General features: G+C 73.4%; 18 protein-coding genes. 8 read left to right on the top strand and 10 right to left on the bottom strand.

Annotation, left to right across the window (positions count from 1 at the left end):
* Window positions 1-45: 45 nt before the first annotated feature.
* Entirely contained in the window at window positions 46-1,446 is a 1,401-nt protein-coding gene (locus HZS56_RS28535) for an alpha/beta hydrolase family protein (protein ID WP_216723676.1), read from the top strand.
* Between the two features lie 61 nt (window positions 1,447-1,507).
* Here HZS56_RS28535 and HZS56_RS28530 read toward each other — a convergent pair whose 3' ends face one another.
* From HZS56_RS28530 to HZS56_RS28495, 8 genes are all read right to left on the bottom strand, one after another.
* On the bottom strand, window positions 1,508-2,980 hold the full coding sequence (locus HZS56_RS28530) for an MFS transporter (protein WP_216723675.1): 1,473 nt from the start codon (window positions 2,978-2,980) through the stop codon (window positions 1,508-1,510).
* Entirely contained in the window at window positions 2,973-4,226 is a 1,254-nt protein-coding gene (locus HZS56_RS28525; protein WP_216723674.1) for a 2-hydroxyacyl-CoA dehydratase family protein, read from the bottom strand. Before HZS56_RS28525 ends, HZS56_RS28530 begins: the two co-directional genes overlap by 8 nt.
* Window positions 4,223-5,356, bottom strand: a complete 1,134-nt coding sequence (locus HZS56_RS28520) for a 2-hydroxyacyl-CoA dehydratase family protein (RefSeq protein WP_216723673.1) — start codon at window positions 5,354-5,356, stop codon at window positions 4,223-4,225. Before HZS56_RS28520 ends, HZS56_RS28525 begins: the two co-directional genes overlap by 4 nt.
* Window positions 5,357-5,442: 86 nt before the next feature.
* Window positions 5,443-6,681, bottom strand: a complete 1,239-nt coding sequence (locus HZS56_RS28515; RefSeq protein ID WP_216723672.1) for a CaiB/BaiF CoA transferase family protein — start codon at window positions 6,679-6,681, stop codon at window positions 5,443-5,445.
* Window positions 6,678-7,820, bottom strand: coding sequence for a CapA family protein (locus HZS56_RS28510; protein WP_216723671.1), 1,143 nt, complete (start codon window positions 7,818-7,820; stop codon window positions 6,678-6,680). Before HZS56_RS28510 ends, HZS56_RS28515 begins: the two co-directional genes overlap by 4 nt.
* A complete protein-coding gene (locus HZS56_RS28505; protein ID WP_216723670.1) occupies window positions 7,817-8,659 on the bottom strand; it encodes an amino acid ABC transporter ATP-binding protein in 843 nt (280 codons plus the stop codon). Before HZS56_RS28505 ends, HZS56_RS28510 begins: the two co-directional genes overlap by 4 nt.
* The gene (locus HZS56_RS28500; protein ID WP_216723669.1) at window positions 8,656-9,585 is read right to left on the bottom strand and encodes an amino acid ABC transporter permease; all 930 of its coding nucleotides are present in this window, start codon (window positions 9,583-9,585) and stop codon (window positions 8,656-8,658) included. Before HZS56_RS28500 ends, HZS56_RS28505 begins: the two co-directional genes overlap by 4 nt.
* 3 nt (window positions 9,586-9,588) lie before the next feature.
* Entirely contained in the window at window positions 9,589-10,512 is a 924-nt protein-coding gene (locus HZS56_RS28495) for a transporter substrate-binding domain-containing protein (protein ID WP_216723668.1), read from the bottom strand.
* Between the two features lie 137 nt (window positions 10,513-10,649).
* Here HZS56_RS28495 and HZS56_RS28490 point away from each other — a divergent pair, with 137 nt between their 5' ends.
* Window positions 10,650-11,657: a PaaX family transcriptional regulator gene (locus tag HZS56_RS28490; protein WP_216723667.1), complete on the top strand. Its 1,008-nt coding sequence runs from the start codon at window positions 10,650-10,652 to the stop codon at window positions 11,655-11,657.
* Between the two features lie 49 nt (window positions 11,658-11,706).
* Here HZS56_RS28490 and HZS56_RS28485 read toward each other — a convergent pair whose 3' ends face one another.
* Window positions 11,707-12,171: a MarR family winged helix-turn-helix transcriptional regulator gene (locus tag HZS56_RS28485; protein WP_216723666.1), complete on the bottom strand. Its 465-nt coding sequence runs from the start codon at window positions 12,169-12,171 to the stop codon at window positions 11,707-11,709.
* Between the two features lie 187 nt (window positions 12,172-12,358).
* Here HZS56_RS28485 and HZS56_RS28480 point away from each other — a divergent pair, with 187 nt between their 5' ends.
* The 4 genes from HZS56_RS28480 to HZS56_RS28465 are packed head-to-tail and all read left to right on the top strand — an operon-like array spanning window position 12,359 to window position 16,210.
* Window positions 12,359-13,270, top strand: coding sequence for an SDR family oxidoreductase (locus HZS56_RS28480; protein WP_216723665.1), 912 nt, complete (start codon window positions 12,359-12,361; stop codon window positions 13,268-13,270).
* Window positions 13,271-13,286: 16 nt separating this feature from the next.
* Window positions 13,287-14,159, top strand: a complete 873-nt coding sequence (locus tag HZS56_RS28475; protein ID WP_308408181.1) for an amidohydrolase family protein — start codon at window positions 13,287-13,289, stop codon at window positions 14,157-14,159.
* Between the two features lie 11 nt (window positions 14,160-14,170).
* Complete coding sequence (locus HZS56_RS28470) at window positions 14,171-15,715, top strand: acyl-CoA synthetase (RefSeq protein WP_216723663.1); 1,545 nt, start codon at window positions 14,171-14,173, stop codon at window positions 15,713-15,715.
* A 36-nt stretch (window positions 15,716-15,751) separates the two neighbouring features.
* Entirely contained in the window at window positions 15,752-16,210 is a 459-nt protein-coding gene (locus HZS56_RS28465; protein ID WP_216723662.1) for a MaoC family dehydratase, read from the top strand.
* Window positions 16,211-16,223: 13 nt separating this feature from the next.
* On the opposite strand, the gene HZS56_RS28460 is transcribed toward HZS56_RS28465, so the two are convergent.
* Window positions 16,224-16,730 carry a cupin domain-containing protein gene (locus HZS56_RS28460; protein WP_216723661.1) on the bottom strand — a complete coding sequence of 169 codons (507 nt, stop codon included), beginning with the start codon at window positions 16,728-16,730 and terminating at the stop codon, window positions 16,224-16,226.
* A 138-nt stretch (window positions 16,731-16,868) separates the two neighbouring features.
* Between HZS56_RS28460 and HZS56_RS28455 the strand changes: the two genes are divergently transcribed.
* Together HZS56_RS28455 and HZS56_RS28450 are read left to right on the top strand one after the other, a co-directional pair.
* On the top strand, window positions 16,869-17,321 hold the full coding sequence (locus tag HZS56_RS28455) for an RrF2 family transcriptional regulator (protein ID WP_216723660.1): 453 nt from the start codon (window positions 16,869-16,871) through the stop codon (window positions 17,319-17,321).
* Window positions 17,318-18,247, top strand: coding sequence for a DsbA family oxidoreductase (locus tag HZS56_RS28450; RefSeq protein WP_308408180.1), 930 nt, complete (start codon window positions 17,318-17,320; stop codon window positions 18,245-18,247). The genes HZS56_RS28455 and HZS56_RS28450 overlap by 4 nt, the downstream gene beginning before the upstream one ends.
* Window positions 18,248-18,457 lie beyond the last annotated feature (210 nt).

The raw sequence follows: 18,457 nt of genomic DNA, 5'->3' as shown, positions 1-18,457 counted from the left end.
ACGCGAAGGACGAGAAGAGCGGGCAGGACGAGGAGGACGAGGAGCATGGGAACAACGGGAGGGCTGCGTCATGCCGTCGCCGTGTGCCTCGCGGTCGTCGGGGTGGCGGCGCTCGCCGCCCCGGCGGCGGGGGCGGCGCCGCGCGGCAGCGGACCGTGCCCCGAGGGAAGTCCGGCCGACGTGACCTGCACCGGCGGCGAGTTGGCCGACGGCACGCCGTACCGGTTCGTGGTGCCCGACCGCTGGAACGGCGTCGTGCTCGTCGGCCTCGACTTCGTGAGCGAGGCCGCCGACGATCCGCTGACCGCGGCGCTCACCGGGCGCGGCTACGCCGTGGGCGGCACCAGCCGCGACGTCACGGGCTGGCGCATCGCCGACGCCGTCGACAACCAGGCGTCGGCGCTCGGGCGGTTCGAGGAGGCCGTCGGCCCGCCCCGGTGGGCCATCGCCTCGGGGCGCTCGATGGGCGGATTCGTGTCGGCGGGTGCCGCGCAGGTCCACCCGGACGTCTTCGACGCCGCCGTGCCCTTCTGCGGCGGCCTGGGCGGCTCCGTGGGGCAGTGGAACCAGAAACTCGACACGGTCTTCACGCTCAAGCACCTGCTCTTCCCCGACAGCGCGCTGCCGGTCACGGAGATCCCCGCGGACACCGAACGGGCCACCGCGGACTGGAGGTCGGCGCTGGCCGCGGCGCAGGCGGCCCCCGCGGGCCGGGCCAGGATCGCGCTGGCCGCGGCGGTCGGGCAGCTGCCGGGCTGGGGCCTGGAAGCGGACGGCACGGCGACGCCCGTGCCCGACCCGGGCGACGCGGAGGCCGTGCAGGAGGGCATGTACCTCGCCCTCGCCGGCGGCTCGCAGCCGTACATCGGCCAGGCCATGAGCAGCCGGCGGTCCATCGAGACGCTGGCCGGCGGCAACCCCTCGTGGAACACGGGTGTCGACTACGCCCGGCAGTTCGCGGCGGCGGGCCCGGAGCAGCGGCGGACGGTCCGGAAGCTGTACTCCCGTGCGGGCCTCGACGTCCGGGCCGACCTGGGGACTCTGTCCCGTGCGCCGAGGATCGCGGCCGACCCGGCCGCGGTGGCGTACCTGGAGAAGGGCATCGTCTTCGACGGAGACCTGAGGATCCCGGTGCTCACGGTCAATCCGATCGGCGACCAGATCTCCACCGTCGCCCAGCAGCAGGCGTACGGAGAGGCGGTGCGCGCGGCCGGCAACGCGGCGCTGCTGCGGCAGAGTTACGTGCGGACGGTCGGGCACTGCACCTTCACGCCCGGCGAACAGGTCGCGGCGATCACGGCGATGACGGAGCGGCTGACGACCGGACGCTGGTCCGACGCGGCCACCCCCGCCGGCCTGAACCGGCGGGCGGGCGAGGCCGGGGAGGAGCCCGGCCGCTACGTGCACTACCGACCGCCCGTGTTCAACCGGCCGTACTTCGGCTGACCCGTGCGTGCGGGAGCCCGCCGGACGGGCGTCCGGCGGGCTCCCGCGTGCTCCGCTCCGGCTACCCCCGGGTGTCGAGCGGGGTCTCGCGGATCAGCAGGACGGCGGCGAGGGCGGCCGCTGCGAGGGGTACGGCCACGAGGAAGACCGACGCGAGTCCCGCCGTGTAGGACGCGCGAACGGAGTCGGCGACCCGGGCGGGCAGTTCGGCGACGCGCTCCGGGGTGCCGAGCAGTGCGCCGGGGTCCTGGCCCGACGGCAGGCCGGAGCGCAGCCGCGCCGAGATCATCGCGCCGAACGCGGCCACGCCGACCGCCCCGCCGAGCGTGCGGCTGAAGGTGGCCGCCGCTCCCGCCACGCCGACGTCGGCGGCGCCGACGGAGGCCTGCGCGACCAGCACCAGGACCTGCTGGGTCAGCCCGGTCCCCACGCCGAGGAGGGCCATGGCCCCCGCGAGCCACCACCCGGAGGTGTCCGGTGCGAGCGGCGACAGCAGGACGGCGCCGGCCGTCACCAGGGCGCAGCCGACGACCGGGAACACCTTCCAGCGGCCGGTCCTGCTGATCAGGTAGCCGGAGAGCGTGGAGGCCGCGATCATCGTGCCGACCTGGGGCAGCATCAGCAGCCCCGCCCCGGTGGCGCCGTGGCCCCGCACCACCTGGAGGTACTGGGGCAGGTAGATGACGCCGCCGAACATGACGGCGCCGACCAGGAAGCTCGTCGCGCACGCCACGGCGAGTCCGGGCAGCGCGAACAGCCCGGGCGGCAGGATCGGGTCGGCGGCGCGGCGTTCGCGGCGGACGCAGGCCGCGCCCAGGACGAGCACGGCGGCGCCGAGTGCGGGAGTGGGCCAGGACGGCCAGGGCCAGGCCCGGCCGCCTGCCGACAGCAGCAGGACCAGACCGGAGGCGCAGGCCGCGAGCAGGGCGCCGCCGAGGACGTCGACGCCGCCGCGCGGGGCCTCGGGCGCGCGGTGCGGTGCGCGCCGGACCAGCAGGGCGGCGGCCAGGGCGACGGGGATCACGCCGAGGAAGCACCAGCGCCAGCCGAGGCCGGGCAGGCCGACGAGGAGCCCGCCGACCAGGGGCCCGGCCACGGAGGCGGTGCCGAACGCCACGCCGAACCAGCCGGTGTAGAGCCCGCGCCGGCGCGCCGGGACGAGCCCGGCGACGAGGGCGTTGGTCAGCGCGAGGACGCCGCCCGCCCCCGCGCCCTGCAGGGCGCGTCCGGCGATGAGCACGCCCATCGACGGCGCGCACCCGGCCACCAGTGAGCCGAGCACGAAGACGCCCAGCGCGGCCAGGAGCAGCGGCCTGGGCCCCTTGCGGTCGGCGGCCTTGCCCCACAGCGGGGTCGCGACCGTCATGGTGAGCAGCGCGGCGCTCGCCACCCACGGCACCTGGTCCTGGCCGCCCAGCTCCCCGGCGATCGTCGGCAGGGCGATGCCGACGATCGTGTTGGTGAGGGAGCCGGCGAAGAGCGCTGCCAGCGCCCCGGAGAGCACCGCCCGCATGGACGGCGCCGGATCAGTCACCGGCGAGGACGTGCCGGTCGAGCCAGTCGCCGACGGTGCGGGTGAGGGCGTCGCCGTCGGCGCTGCGCGCGTCCACGTTGTCGGCGTGCAGTTCGAGCACCGGGATGCCGGCGGCCTGAAGCGCACGCGTGGTGAAGTAGCTGCCGCGCGCGTCGTCGGAGACCAGGTGCACGACCCCGTCGACGCCGTGGTGGCGGGCCTCCTTCACGTACCACTCCGCCGACCAGGGCGGGGTGTAGAGCTGGTCGGAGAAGGCGGCGAAGCGGGCGGCGAGGGCGCGCAGCGGGTCGCCGCCGTGGCGCAGGTAGCCGTCGGCCGCGATCGCGAGGTACATGGACCAGACGAACACCGCGCCGTGGCTCTCCTCGAAGCGCCGGTAGAAGTCGAGGTCGAACCAGAGGCCGCGGCCGATCCACATCAGCCGCGCACGCTCGCCGGGGCAGACGGCCGTCCCGGTGGAGACGCGCTCGGCGACCTCGTCGTGGAAGGCGCGGGCGGCGTCGCGGGCCCAGGTGGTGCCGCGGTGCCACTGCGGGATCATCACGCTGGGGATGCTGTCGTTGACCGGCAGCGGGCAGGGCCGGGCGCGGGCGATCAGGTCGCGGGTGCGGCGGTTCCACTCCTGCTGCTCGTTGACGAGGGTCATGACCTCGGCGAAGCGGGTCTCGGAGAACACCCGGCCGGTGGTCTGTTCCAGGAACCTGATGAGCCCTTCGAGTTCGCCGGTCATGAGGTCGAGGCGGTCGCTGCCGACGGCCCGTTCCCAGTCGCGCGGCATCAGTTCCCACCAGCGGACGGGGACGTCGTTCTCGGCGGCGCTCTCCAACGGGTAGAAGGAGACGCCGAGTTGGCTGTCCCAGAGGTCGAAGATCTTGCGGGAGGCGTCGCCGGTGGTCTCCGCGAGCACGATGGAGGGCCGGGGCAGTCCGCCCCAGGGCGCGTTCGCCGGGTCGGGGTCGAAGACCGAGGCGAGGGGGATGGAGCTGTACTGCTCGCTGTCGTCGGGGTAGCCGCGTTCGCGCAGGAGCCCGAGGTAGTCCTGGGCGCGTCGTTTGGCCGTGACGATCGAGGACCACCACTGGTTGACGACGTACGGGATGCCCATGGCGCGGAAGATCTCCTGCGGGGCGTCGGCGTTGACCAGCGCGAGGTCCCCGCCGTCCGCCACTTCCTCGCGGAGGCCGGCGAACCACTGCCGCTGGTGGGCGGTGGCCGCCGCCGCGGAGGCCAGTCGGGCGGCGCTCACCGGGCCGCCTCCGCACGGACACGCGCTCCCGTCAGTTCCGCGAGCGCCTCGGCCGCCCCGTCGCCGAGCGCCCCGTACGGCTGCCGGCTCAGCTGCACGGCCGGCAGCCCGGTCGCCTCCCGCTGGGCCGGGTAGTCCCAGCCCGGGGCGTCGTCGCGCACCCGCGCGTAGCCGACGAGGGCCTGGGCGCCGCACTCCCGCGCCGCACGCCGGGTGTGTGCGGCGCGGGCACGGATCGAGGCGCGGGGTGCCGCGGGCCCGTTGTGCTGGTAGCGCTCGGCGAGCGCGGCCTCGGTGGGGGCGGCGGTCCGGCGCAGCGAGAGCAGGTCGCCCCAGTCGTGGTCCTCGCCGACGACGAGCAGGCCGCGGTCCTCCAGGGCGGTGTAGACGTGGCCCGTGTCGTGCGGGCTTCCGGTGAGGAACACTCTGAGTCCTTCGTGTTCGGGCAGCTGGTCCGCCTCGGCGAGCAGTGCTTCGAGGAGCGCGGTGGCACGGCCGACGGGCAGTGCGGTGGTCGCGGCGACGACGGCGAGTGCCTGGGTGCCGGTGAGGCGGGCCGGGTGCGACCGGCGCAGGGCGGCGACCTCGGTGAGCAGTGCGCGGAGCCGGTCGTGGGCGGTGATGGCGTCGGCGAGCGCGGTGTCGTCGATCGGCCGGCCGGCCCAGGTCTCGACGGTGGCGCGCAGTTGGCCGAGCTTGGCCCGCACGTAGCGGGTGGTGGTGCGGTGCGGCAGGTGCAGCACGTCGACGAGGTGCACCGGTGGGAGGGCCAGGGCCGGGTCCACGCGGCGCAGTTCGCGCAGTGCGTAGAACAGCCGGAGGGACGCCTCGCAGTCGCGGGAGACGACGATGCCGTCCAGCGTGCCGAAGCCGCCCTCCAGCAGGCGGGTCAGGACGGAGCGGGCGGCCGGGTCGAGGCCGGTGCCGAGGCAGCGGTCGCCGGCCGTGCTCGGGTCGCCGGGGCTGCCGGACAGGCGCAGGGGCAGCAGTCCGGCCGCGGTGAGGTACTCGACGGGGACGTCGGCGCCCACGTAGCCGATCACCCCGCCGTGGTGGCGTGCTCTGAACTCGTCGGCGGCGGCGCGGCGGTCGGTGCCGTGGGAGGTGAGCCGCGCGAGGGCAGCGGGCATGGGGGTTCCTCCAGGTGGTACGGGAGTGCGGTTGAGCGGCGGCTCCGCTTCTGCGGCGCGGGCGCTTCCTTGCCCGGGCGCGACGCTCAGATCACCGACTCGGCGGCCAGCTCGGCGATGTCCTCGGGGCTGTAGCCGAGCTTCTCGCGGTAGACCGCGTCGTTGTGCTCGCCGAGTGCCGGGGCGGGCCGGTCGAAGCCCGCGCGGGCGGCGGAGAAGCGGATGGGGACGCCGGTGGTGGCCAGGCCCTCCACGGGGCCGTGCGTCGGGTGGGTCACCGGTACGACCTCCTCGCGCTGCCGCACGAGCGGGTCCCGTACGGCGTCCCGGGGCTCGCGCACCTCGGCCGCGGGCACGCCGTGTTCGGTGAACGCGTCGATCGCCTCGGCCGTGGAGCGGGCGCCGGTCCACTCCCGGATCAGGGCGTGGATCTCGTCGGCGTGGCGGACCCGCTGGTCGCGGCTGTGGAAGCGGGTGTCCTCGATCAGGTCGGGGCGGCCCACGGCGCGCAGGGCACCGTGGGCGAAGGCGTCGGTGGGCGCGGACAGCGCGATGTGGCCGTCGGCGGTCGGCAGGATGCCGAAGGGGGCGAGACGGGGCACCATCGCGCCGGTGCGCTGCGGCATGCCGACCGCGGCGAAGGCGTCGAAGGGCTCGCACGCCACCAGGGAGGTGAGGGCGCCCAGCATCGACACGTCGACATGCTGGCCCTCGCCGCTCTGGTCGGCCTGCATGAGGGCCGACAGGGTCCCGATGACCGCGAAGAGCGGGGCGAGCATGTCGCCGACGGGCAGGCCGAAGCGCACCGGTCCCTCGTCCGGTTCGCCCGCGGTGAGCATGACGCCGGACAGCGCCTGGATGATGGAGTCCATGGCCTTGCCGGAGCCGGGTCCGCCCTGGCTGCCGAAGCCGGTGATGGAGGTGTAGACGAGCCGCGGGTTGAGCTCGTGGACGGCGGCGTAGTCGATGCCGAGGCGGCCGGTGACACCGGGGCTGTAGTTCTCGACGAGGACGTCGGCGTCGCGCACGAGGTCCGCGAAGACCCGCCGGGAGCGTTCGTCCTTGAGGTTGAGGGTGACGCTGAGCTTGTTGCGGCCGCGGGCGAGCATGGAGACCGACATGTCGTCGGGGTGCTGCCGGGACACGGAGAGGCCGTCGCCGCCCGCGTAGGGCGCGTTGTTGCGCGAGGAGTCGCCGCCGGTGGCCGGGTTCTCGACCTTGATGACGGTGGCGCCGAGCCCGGCGAGGAGCAGGGTGGCGTAGGGGCCCGCCAGCGCGGTGGTCAGGTCGATGACGGTCCGTCCGGCCAGTGGCTGGTCGCTCATGATGCCCTCTCGGTGTTCAGCTCGATCCGTACGCGGCCGTCCTCGCGGACGAGTCGGCCGTTCAGGCCCGCGGTGCGGGTGATGTGCTCGATGTAGTCGGTGACCCGTCGGCCCTCGTCGGTGTCGCCGCAGGGCACGGGGCGTCCCCGGCCGTCGATCCAGCAGGGTTCGAGGCCCGCCTCGACGAGTCCTCCGCCGTCGAAGCGGCACACGGCGATCGCGGTGTTGCGGCTCTCCGGGTGGAAGGGGTAGGCGGGCATGCCGGGGTCGGGGGCGAAGCCGTAGAGCTCCTTGCGGCGCCGGGCCCAGGCGGTCAGTTCGGCGCTGGATCGGCTGCTCGCGTCCGGGGTCAGCGCGCGGGTGACGGTGACGAAGTTGCCGAGGCCGTGGAAGATCGGGCGGCCCCGGTAGGTCTCGATGCCGCGCATGATGTGGGCGTGGTGGCCGAAGACCGCGTCGGCGCCGGCGTCGACGGCCGCCCGGGCCACCGGTGACTCGTACATGGCGACGGCGGCGGGGGTGTGTCCGACGCCCTTGTGGAGGCCGACGAGGACGACGTCGGCCCGTTCGCGCAGGCGGGACACGTCGTCCTGGAGGGCGGCGAGGCTGTCCGGATCGGCGAAGGTGTAGATCTTGGGCGGGCCGCCCGGGCTGGCGTGGTCGAGTTCGTAGTGGGTGAGGACGTGCACGTAGGCGCAGCCGGCCTTGCCCGAGGTGGCCCAGGACTCGCGCGGGCCCACGCAGTTGTAGGAGAGCACGCCGATCCGCAGTCCGCCGCGTTCGACGACGGCCGGCGTTCTGGCCTCGTCGAGGTCGGCGCCCGCGCCGACGGTGGCCAGGCCCGCCCGGCGGGCGTGGGCGACCGTGTCGGCGACGCCCTCGGCTCCCGCGTCGTGGATGTGGTTGCCGGCGAGCGTGACGACGTCGAAGCCCGCCTCGGCGAGCGCCGTGAGCGCGGCGGGGTCGGCGGGGGGTGCGGGGACGTCGGTGCTCTGCTGGACGGTGGTGGTCGAGTGCGGGACCTCGACGTGCCCGACGGTGACGTCCGCGGCGCTCAGCAGGGCTGCCGAGGGGGCCAGGAACGAGGCGGGGTCGGGCTCGTCGAGGATGAGGTCCCCGACCGAGGCAACGGTGATCACGTGACGGGCTCCTGAGGGGTGGTGTGGCTGTCGTGGTGCCGTGGATCCCGGTGGCCGGAGTCGTGCCGGGAGTCGTGGTGCCGGGAGAGGAACGAACGCAGGCGCGCGGTGCGGGGGTTGGTGAGCATCTCGTCGGGCGTGCCGCTCTCGACGATGCGGCCGGCCTCCATGAACACGCACCGGTCGGCGACCTCGCGGGCGAAGGCGATCTCGTGGGTCACCACGACCATCGTCATGCCGTCTGCGGCCAACTGCCGCATGACGCCGAGTACTTCCTCGACGAGTTCGGGGTCGAGGGCGCTGGTGGGTTCGTCGAAGAGCATGACGCGGGGCCGGGCGGCGACGGCCCGGGCGATCGCCACCCGCTGCTGCTGGCCGCCGGAGAGCTGGCGCGGGTAGTGGTCGGCGCGGTCGGCGAGGCCGACGCGTTCGAGCAGGGCACGGGCCTCGGTCTCGGCCTCCTCGCGGGAGCGGCCGTGGACGCGCACCGGGGCCTCGGTGATGTTGCGCAGCACGGTGAAGTGCGGGATGAGGTGGAACTGCTGGAAGACCATGCTCATCCGGCCGCGCTGGGCGGCGACCCTGCGGGCACCGAGCGGGCGCAGGGTGCCGCGGTGGCGTTCGTGGCCGAGCAGTTCGTCGTCGAGGTGGATGGCGCCGGAGTCGATGGTCTCCAGCTGGTGCACGCACCGGATGAGGGTCGACTTGCCGGACCCGGAGGGCCCGATGATGGTGACGACCTCACCGTCGGCGACGTCGAGGTCGACCCCGTCGAGGGCTGCGTGGTCGCCGAAGTTCTTGCGGATGCCCCGCACGCGCAGGGCGGGTTCAGTGGTCATGCGGACGCTCCGTCAGGGGTCTTCTTCGGACGGCGGACGGCGCCGCCGGTGGTGTGGCCGCGGGAGAAGTGCCGCTCCAGCCAGCGCTGTCCGACGGTGAACAGGGTGACCACGGCGAGGTACCAGAGGCAGGCCACGATGAGCATGGGGACGATCTCGTAGGTGCGGTTGTAGACGACCTGGACCGAGTGCAGCAGGTCGGCCATGGCGATCACCGAGACCAGCGCGGTCCCCTTGAGCACGCTGATGAACTGGCTGCCGCCCGGCGGGATGATGACGCGCATCGCCTGCGGGAGCACGACCCGGAAGAAGGTCTGGCCCGGGGTGAAGCCCATGGCGCGGGCGGCGTCGCGCTGCCCCTGTTCCACGCCGAGCAGTCCGCCGCGGATGATCTCCGCCATGTACGCGGACTCGACGAGGGACAGTCCGATGACGGCGGCCGTCACCGGTGTGATCACCTCGTTGGCGTCCCAGGAGGCGAACTCCGGCCCGAAGGGGATGCCGATGGAGATGCGCGGCAGGAGGTAGGCGAGGTTGAACCAGAAGATCAGCTGCACCAGCGGCGGGATGCCGCGGAAGACGCCGATGTAGAGGGTGGCGGCCCAGCGGACCGGCGGGAACGCGGACATCTGCGCCGCCGCCAGGACCGCGCCGACGACGGCGCCGACGACGGTGGCCGCGACGGCGAGCCACACCGTGGTGCCGAGTCCGGAGAGCACGGAGGGCTCGAGGAGGTACTCGGCGACGACGTCCCACTCCAGGCGCGGGTTGGTCAGCAGGAAGTGGACGAGGAGCACGGCGACGACCGCGAGCACCACGCCGGCCACCACCCGCCAGGGCCGTACGCGCCGCCTGGACAGGGCGACGTCGTCGGTCCGCGGGTCGGCGGAACTCTGGATCTCCGTCAGTGGGATGGGTCCGGCCACGGTTCAGCTCTCTTTGCTGGCGATGTTGAGGACGGGTTGGTCGACCATCACGTCCTTCAGCCCCCAGTGCTCCATGACGCGTCGGTACTCACCGTTGTCGACGAGCTTCTGGAAGGCCTTCTGGAGCACCGGCCCGAGCCCGCCCTCCTTGGGCACGAGGAGGGCGAGGTTGTCGGTGGTGGCGCCCTGCTCCTCGGTCTGGGTGACGTACTCGTACTTGTCCGACTGGGACTCGGTGACGTCGATGGCGGCGGCCTGGGTCATCCCGGCGGCGTCGGCGCGGCCGGACTGCGCGGCCAGGAGGGTGGCGTTGGTGTCGTCGAGCCCGATCGGCTCGGCGGCCGGTCTGCCCTGCTCGGTGCAGAACTGGGACAGCTTCTCCAGCTGGCCCTCGACGATGCTCGACTTCACCACGGCGACCTGCTTGCCGCACAGGTCGGCGGCGGAGGAGATCCCGGCCTTGCCGGTCCTGGGCACCACGTAGGAGGTGCGGCTGGTCATCCAGGTGATGGTGTCGAACTGGCGCTCGCGTTCGACGCTGGCCTGCACGGGTCCGTTGAACCCGTTGTAGCGCCCGCTGAGCATGCCCTGGAGCGCGGCGGGGAGGTTGTTCACGATCTTGATCTCGGTGCGTACTCCGAGTACCTGCCCGAGCGCTTCCTGCAGGTCCGTGTCGATGCCCGTCACAGCGCCGTCGGCGGCCACCGAGCGGAAGGGCGGGTGCGAGTCGCCCGCGAACCGCAGGACGCCGGCGTCCCTGACCGACTGCGGCAGTGCGTCGTGGAGTGCCTTCACCTCGGGGATGGAGGGCTTGGAGACGCCCTCCTCCTCGTCCGCGGCGCAGCCGGCGAGGGCCACGGCGGAGAGGAACGCGGTCGTGAGGGTGCAACATGTTCGCCACTGGCGGTGGCCTCGAAAGTTACGCATGAAGGTGTTCCCTTGCATGGGGAGAGATCCGCGTCATTGTCGGTATCGATGCCGAGCGTCGCACGAGGTGTCACCTATGACAAGAGTCGTGCGATACTTCGATGCGACGCGAAGGCCACCGAGGGAACTGAGGTGCCATGGGGAAGGACCTGTCGAAGGCCGAGCTGCCCCGGGCTCAGAACGGGGCGGAGCCCCAGCTCCTGCTGACCTCCCTGCTGGGCGACTTCTGGTACTGGCGCGACGAACACATCCCCGCCACCGCCCTGGTGAGACTGCTCGCCGACTTCGGTGTGACGTCCGACGGCGCGCGGGCCGCGATGCGCCGGCTGGTGGCCCGCGGACTTCTCGACACCTCCCGCAGCGGACGCACCACGGCGTACGGGATCCCGGCGCGCACCTCCGAGGTGATCGTCGAACGCACGCACCGGATGCTGACCTTCGGCACGACCGCGCCCGAGTGGGACGGACAGTGGACGGTCGTCGCGTTTTCCGTCCCCGAACAGGCCCGCGGCCTGCGCACCGCGCTCCGCTCCCGGCTGCGGCTGCTGCGGTTCGCGGCGCTGTACGACGGCGTGTGGGTGTCGCCGCACGACCTCGGCGCGGACGCACAGGACCTGCTGCGGGAACTCGGCATCGAGACCGCGACCGTGCTGCGTTCGGCCGCGGTGCCCGGCGGGACGCGGCAGGGCGACCCGGCCTCGGCGTTCGACCTGACGGCGCTGAGCAAGGAGTACCGCGCCTTCACCGAACGCTACGAACCGGTGCTGGAGAGCCTCGCCGCGGGACGGATCAGCCCGGCCGAGGCGCTGCGCACCCGTACCGAACTGCGCGTGGCCTGGCGGCGCTTCCCGGAGACCGACCCGGACCTGCCGGCCGAGCTGCTGCCGCCCGACTGGGACCGGCCACGCGCCCAGCAGGTCTTCCTGGAGATCTACGACCGCCTCGGCCCTCTGGCCGAGCTGCGGTTCCGGCAGATCCTCGGCACGGTCTCACCCGAGCTGGCCGAACTGGCCTCCCACCACGACTCCGCGGCCGTCGCCGGCCTGTACGCCTCGCTGGGCGACCGCAGGGCGCACGGGGACACCCCGTTCGAGCAGGCGGCGGCGGCACGGCGGCTGGACGAAGTGACGCGCTCGAAGTCGTGAGTCCGGCGGCCGGTCCAGGGGTCCGGCCGCCCGCCGTGCGCCGCGGGGGTCAGGACAGCGCGCGGTGCGCGCTCTTCAGGGCCTCCCGGAAGCGCTCGACGTCGGCGGGACCGAGGTCCGCCACCATGCGCTGCTCCAGGAGGCGGGCCGGCTCCGCGTGGTCGGCGAGCAGCCGCCGTCCGGCGTCGGCGAGCAGGATCACCTTCTCCCGCCGGTTGCCCGGGTTCGGCTCGCGCCGCACCAGGCCCCGGCTCTCCAGGGCGCGCACCATGTCCGCCATCGACTGCGCCGTGACGAAGGAGTCGCGGGCCAACTGGGCAGCGGAGATGCCGTCGTGCCGCTCCAGGACGGTCAGCGCGGTGTACTGCAGCGCGGTCACGCCCGCGGGTTTGAGCAACTCCTCCAGGCGGGCGCGGACCACGAGTTCGGTCCGCTTGAGCAGGTAGAGCAGCGACGGCCCCGCGTCGGCCGCCGGCTCGGCGTCCCCTGCGGGCCGCTCGGGCGCTCGCCTCATCCCGTGCCTCCACTGACTGCCGGTCCACTTCTCACAGTCGGCCACCCTAAGCCATTGACAGGATTCCTGTTAAAAGAGAACACTGAGGCCCGAACGACAGGATTCCTGTCGATCAGTCGCGGGTGACGGCCCGGTCGGCCCCCGCCTCCCATCAGTAACGCCACTGCCATCAGGAAGAGGCACAGCCATGGATCTGCAGGGCAAGGTCGCCGTCGTCACCGGAAGCGGGCGCGGGCTGGGGCTCGCGTACGCCCGGGCCCTGGCCGCCGCGGGCGCCGCCGTCGTGGTCAACGACGTCGACGCCGACGTGGTCGACGAGGCGGTCGGCACCATCAGGGCGGCCGGCGGCCGGGCCGCGGGCGTCGTCGCCGCCGTGGGCGACAGCGAGGCCGCCGAGCAGCTCACCGGGGCGGCGGTGCGGGAGTTCGGCCGGCTGGACGTCCTGGTGACCAACGCCGGCATCCTGCGCGACCGGGTGCTGTGGAAGATGACGGACGACGACTTCGACTCCGTGGTCAAGGTCCACCTGCGCGGCACCTTCACCTGCGCCCGGGCCGCGGCGGTGCGGATGCGCGAACAGGGCGAGGGCGGGCGGCTGATCCTGATCTCCTCCCCCGCCGGCCAGCGCGGCAACTTCGGCCAGACCAACTACGCCGCCGCCAAGGCAGGCATCGTGGCGATGGCCCGGACCTGGGCGATGGAACTGGGCCGGGCGGGCATCACCGTGAACGCGGTGGTCCCGGTGGCCGCCACCGGGATGACCAAGACCATCCCCGCCTTCGGACCCGCCATCGAGGAGGCCGAACGCACCGGTACGCCGCTGCCGGACTGGCTGCGCAAGGACGAGGGCCTCGGCACCGTCGAGGACGTGGCGGGCCTGATCACCTTCCTCGCCTCGGACAGCGCCAAGGACGTCACCGGGCAGGCCATCGGCATCGGCGGCGACCGGCTGGCCCTGTGGGCCCACCCCAAGGAGGGCGCGGTCGCCCTCGCCGACGGCGGCTGGAGCGCCGACACCATCGCCGAGCGCTGGCACGACGGCGTCGGCGCCGAGCCCGAGACGTACGGCATCCCGGCTCCCAAGGCACCGGAGGCCTGAGATGAGCGCACCGGCCATCGACGTCGACGCCCTGACCGCCGTCGACGTCCACACCCACGCGGAGATCTCCCGCTCCGGTCACGGCGCGCTGAGCCCGGAGCTCTTCGGCGCCTCCGAGGAGTACTTCAAGGCGCACGGCCACCGGCAGCCGACCATCGACGAGATGGCGGCGTACTACCGGGAGCGGCAGATGGCCGCCGTGGTGTTCACCGTGGACGCCGAGCACGCCACCGGCCATCCGCGGATCGCCAACGAGGAGGTCGCCGAGAGCTGCGCCGCCCACGCCGACGTGCTCGTCCCGTTCGCCAGCGTCGACCCGCACAAGGGCCGTGCGGGGGTCCGGGAGGCGCGCCGCCTCGTCGAGGAGCACGGGGTGCGCGGCTTCAAGTTCCACCCGAGCATCCAGGCGTTCTCGCCGAACGACCGGCTGGCGTACCCGCTCTACGAGGCGATCGAGGAGCTGGGCGTGCCCGCGCTGTTCCACACCGGGCAGACCGGGATCGGCGCCGGGGTGCCCGGGGGCGGCGGCATCCGGCTGAAGTACTCCGACCCGATGCTCGTCGACGACGTCGCCGTGGACTTCCCCGAGCTGCGGATCGTCCTGGCGCACCCGTCCTTCCCCTGGCAGGACGAGGCCCTGGCCGTCGCCACGCACAAGCCGTACGTGTACATCGACCTGTCGGGCTGGTCGCCGAAGTACTTCCCGCCGCAGCTGGTGCGGTACGCCAACACGCTGCTCAAGGACAAGGTGCTCTTCGGCTCCGACTACCCGGTCATCACCCCGGACCGCTGGCTCGCCGACTTCGAGAAGCTCGACATCAAGCCCGAGGTCCGGCCCAGGATCCTCAAGGACAACGCCGCCCGCCTGCTCGGCCTGCGCAAGGACTGAGGGGGAACGCCGTGTTGAACCAGGGCATCGGCTCCTGGCCCGCCCGCCGGGCCCGCAGGACACCCGGGCGTACGGCGCTGGTCCACCGGGACACCGCGATCACCTACCGCGAGCTGCACGAGCGGGTCCTGCGCCTGGCGCACGCGCTGCGCTCCCTCGGTGTCGTCCGCGGCGACCGGGTCGCCCACCTGGGCCCCAACCATCCGGCCTTCCTGGAGACGCTGTTCGCCGCCGGCACCCTCGGCGCCGTCTTCGTCCCGCTCAACACCCGTCTTGCCGCACCGGAGTTGGCGTACGGCCTCCGCGACAGCGGCAGCACGGTGCTGGTGCACGGCGCCGGTCGGACGGAGACGGCCGCCGCCGCGGCCGCCGGCACCGGCGTCCGGCACCGCGTCACGCTCGGCGCGCCCGGTGACGGTGCGCTCGGCTACGAGGACCTGATCGCGGGCGGCTCCGCGGAGCCGCTGGACGAGACCGTCGCCCCGGACGATCCCTGCCTCATCATGTACACCTCCGGGACGACGGGCCGCCCCAAGGGCGCGGTGCTCTCGCACGCCAACATCACCTGGAACAGCGTCAACGTCCTCGTCGACACCGACCTGTCCGGTGACGAGGTCACCCTGGTCGTCGCCCCGCTGTTCCACACCGCCGGCCTCAACATGACCTGTCTGCCGACCCTGCTCAAAGGGGGCCGGGTCGTGCTGCTGGAGGCCTTCGACCCGGGGGCCGTGCTGGAGGTGGTCGAGCGCAGCCGTGTGACCTACATGTTCGGCGTGCCCACGATGTACGACGCGATGGCCGACCATCCCCGCTGGGAGACGGCCGACCTGTCCAGCCTGCGCTCCCTGAACTGCGGCGGTGCGCCGGTCCCGGCCCGCACCATCGAGCGGTACCTGGCGCGCGGCCTGGCCTTCAGCCAGGGGTACGGCATGACCGAGGCCTCCCCCGGTGTGCTCTTCCTGGACCGGGAACATGCCTCGGCCAAGGCGGGTTCGGCGGGCGTGCCGCACTTCTTCACCGACGCCCGCGTGGTCCTCGCGGACGGGAGCACCGCCGGTGCCGGGCAGCGCGGGGAGGTCCTCGTCCGGGGGCCCAACGTGATGTCCGGCTACTGGGGCCGCCCCGAGGACACCTCCGCCGCCTTCACCGGCGACGGGTGGCTGCGCACCGGCGACGTCGCCCGCACGGACGAGGACGGCTACGCCTACATCGTCGACCGGGTCAAGGACATGTTCGTCTCCGGCGGGGAGAACGTGTACCCGGCCGAGGTGGAGGACGCCCTGCTGAGCCATCCGGCGGTGCGCGAGTGCGCGGTCGTCGGGGTCCCGGACGAGGTCTGGGGCGAGGTCGGCCACGCCGTCGTCGTCCTGGCGGACGGCTGCCGCGCCGACGGGCCGGAACTCCTCGGACACCTGCGGGGCCGACTGGCCAAGTACAAGGTGCCGAAGACGGTCGTGTTCGCCGCGGACCTGCCCCGGACGGCCTCCGGCAAGATCCTCAAGTCGGCGGTGCGGACGTCCTGTCCGGCGCCGTCCACGGGGCCCGTCACTCCCTGAGAGCTTCCCGCTCCCCTTACCGAAAGGCAGTACTCCATGACCACCACCGCCCAGGGCATCGAAGGCCTCGTCTCCCTCGCCGGCCGCGACCTCGGCCGCACCGACTGGCTGGAGATCACGCAGGAGCGCGTCAACACCTTCGCCGACGCCACCAACGACCACCAGTGGATCCACACCGACCCGGAGAAGGCCAAGGAGGGCCCCTTCGGCGGGCCCGTCGCGCACGGCTACCTCACCCTGTCGCTGATCATCCCGTTGTTCGGCGGCCTCCTGGAGCTCTCCGGCATCTCCATGAGCGTCAACTACGGTCTGGAGAAGGTCCGTTTCCCGAGCCCCGTGCCGGTCGGCGCGAAGATCCGGCTGCACGGGGTGGTGGACTCGGTCGAGGAGGTCAAGGGCAACGGCGTGCAGATGGGCCTGTCCTTCACGGTCGAGGTGGAGGGCAGCGCGAAGCCCGCCTGTGTGGCACAGGCCGTGTACCGGCACTACGCCTGAGCACGGCGCCGGATCAACTCTCCTGTGCCGGAAGCGCGTACAGCTGCGGCAGGTTGACCACGACCGCCTCCTGCGTGCTGCGGGCGATGACGACCACCGCCTCCTCGGCGGGGTCGGGGTTCTCCTCGCGGTGCGGGACGAACGGCGGGACGAAGACGTAGTCGCCGGGGGAGGTGCGCAGCCGCACCTCCTCCTCGCGGCCTTCCGCGTCGTCCAGGAAGACGAACTCGGGGTGGCCGCTGACCACGTAGATGGCGGTCTCCGACTCGCCGTGGTGGTGGTCGGAGGAGGATGTCGCGGGGGCGACGTGGGTCTGGCCCATCCACAGCTTCTCGGAGCCGACCGCGCGTCCGCTGACGGCCGCGAACCTGCGCATGCCGCCCGTCTGCGCGGTGTCGCCGTCCAGGGCGTCGGCCCGGACGTGGTGGAGACGGCTGCGCAGAGGGGTGACGGGCTGTCCGGGGGCGTCGTGGAGGTGCGGGTGGAAGCCCTCGCCGGGCGCTGTCAGCGGCTCGCTCATGACGGGGACGCTAGAAGGCCGCCGGAAAAGATGTCAAGAGGTGTCCTTTGCCGTTCACCTGCGGCAATGTTCCCGCAACGGAAGCGGGGCCCTGCTGAAGGGCCTTGGCAGGGCGGCCGTCTCGGGCATCATGGGCGCATGCATATCTCCGCGAAGGCGGACTACGCCACGCGGGCCCTGCTGGAGCTCGCCCGTGAACCCGCCCGCCCGCTGACCTGTGAGGCCATCGCCTCCTCGCAGCAGATCCCGTTCCGTTTCCTGAAGTCAGTCGTGGCCGAGTTGCGCAGGGCCGGGCTGGTCCGCAGTCAGCGCGGCTGCGAGGGCGGCTACTGGCTCGGCCGGCCCGCCGACGAGATCACGCTGCTCGACGTCTCCCGTGTCGTGGACGGCGAGCTGCTCACCCTGCGCGGCGAGGCGCTCGCCGCGCTGGACTATCCCGGCGCCGCCCGCGAGCTGCCCGACGTGTGGCGCCGGATCGAGAGCGACGCGGCGGCCGTCCTGGGCGGGGTGACCGTGGCCTCGCTGCTGCCTGCGGACGACTCGCCCACCGCGGCGGCGGGCCGGGTGCCCGCCGGGAAGGGCGCCGCGTGACGGCGGTGCCGGGCGGGTCCGGTGCGCAGGTGCCGCCCGCGGCGGAGGTGGTCGAGTACACCGATCCGCTCTGCCCCTGGGCCTGGGGCTCCGAGCCCGTCTTCCGCCGGCTGCGGGCGACCCTGCCCGACGGGGTCGGCTGGCGCCGGGTGTTCTGCATCCTCTTCGACGAGGACGACGATCCGGCGCCCGACCCCGAGGCGGAGACCGCCTGGTACGCACGGTACGTCGAGGACGTCGCCCGCCACACCGGTGCCCCTCGGGCGGCGCGGCTGAGCCGGGTGGCGGCGAGTTCCTGGCCCGCCTCGCTCGTCGCCAAGGCCGCCGAGGCGCAGGGGCCGGACGTGGCGGAGCGGGTACTGCGCCGGCTGCGGGAGACGGTCTCCGTGCTCGGCGTACCGGCCGACACCCACGAGCTGGCGCTCTCCGCGGTACGGGGCACACCGGGACTCGACGCGGCCCGGCTGTCCGCCGACGCGCTGTCCGGCGCCGTACGGGAGCGGGTGCTGGCCGACCGGAGCGAGGCGCGCCGTCCGGTGCCCGAGGCGCGGTCGGCGCCGGGTGGCTCGCCGCATCCGGGCGCCGCCAAGGAGACCGAGGACGGCGGTCACCGGTACGCGCTGCCGACGGTGCTGGTCCGGTCGGCGGCCGGGCACCGCGTGGTCCCGGGCCGGCGCCCCTGCGAGGCGTACGAGGCGGCGCTCCGCGAGGTGTGTCCCGGCGCGGTGTTCGGGGCCGTACGGCAGTCGCCGGCCGAGGCGCTGCTGCGCCACCGGACGCTGACGGGGCCGGAGCTGGAGCTGCTGGCGGACGGGCGGGAGCCACCGGCGTGGGCGGTCCGCGTCGAGACGGGCAACGGGCCGCTGTGGCTGCATCCCGAGGAGGCGGCGACGCACCCGGCGACCCGGCCCGGCGACCCCCGCTGACTGCGACAAGGCTCTGAACTGCGACGGGGCCCTGTCCCGCCCAATGAGACACCAATTGGTGTCCATTGACAGGTCCTCATGACTGCCCCCAGGATGTGCAGCATGCTGACGACGCACCCCGCCGTGGTGTGCCGCTACGTGGACCTGCGGCGCACCTGTAGCGCTCTCTGTCGCTGACCGACCGCCGCCCGCGGCCCGGCCGCGCCCGGC

The sequence above is a fragment of the Streptomyces mayonensis genome (assembly GCF_018982965.1).
GTDB classification, from domain to species: Bacteria; Actinomycetota; Actinomycetes; order Streptomycetales; family Streptomycetaceae; genus Streptomyces; species Streptomyces mayonensis.
Note: the sequence above shows the minus strand (reverse complement) of the source record. Positions and strands in the feature narration are given on the sequence as shown.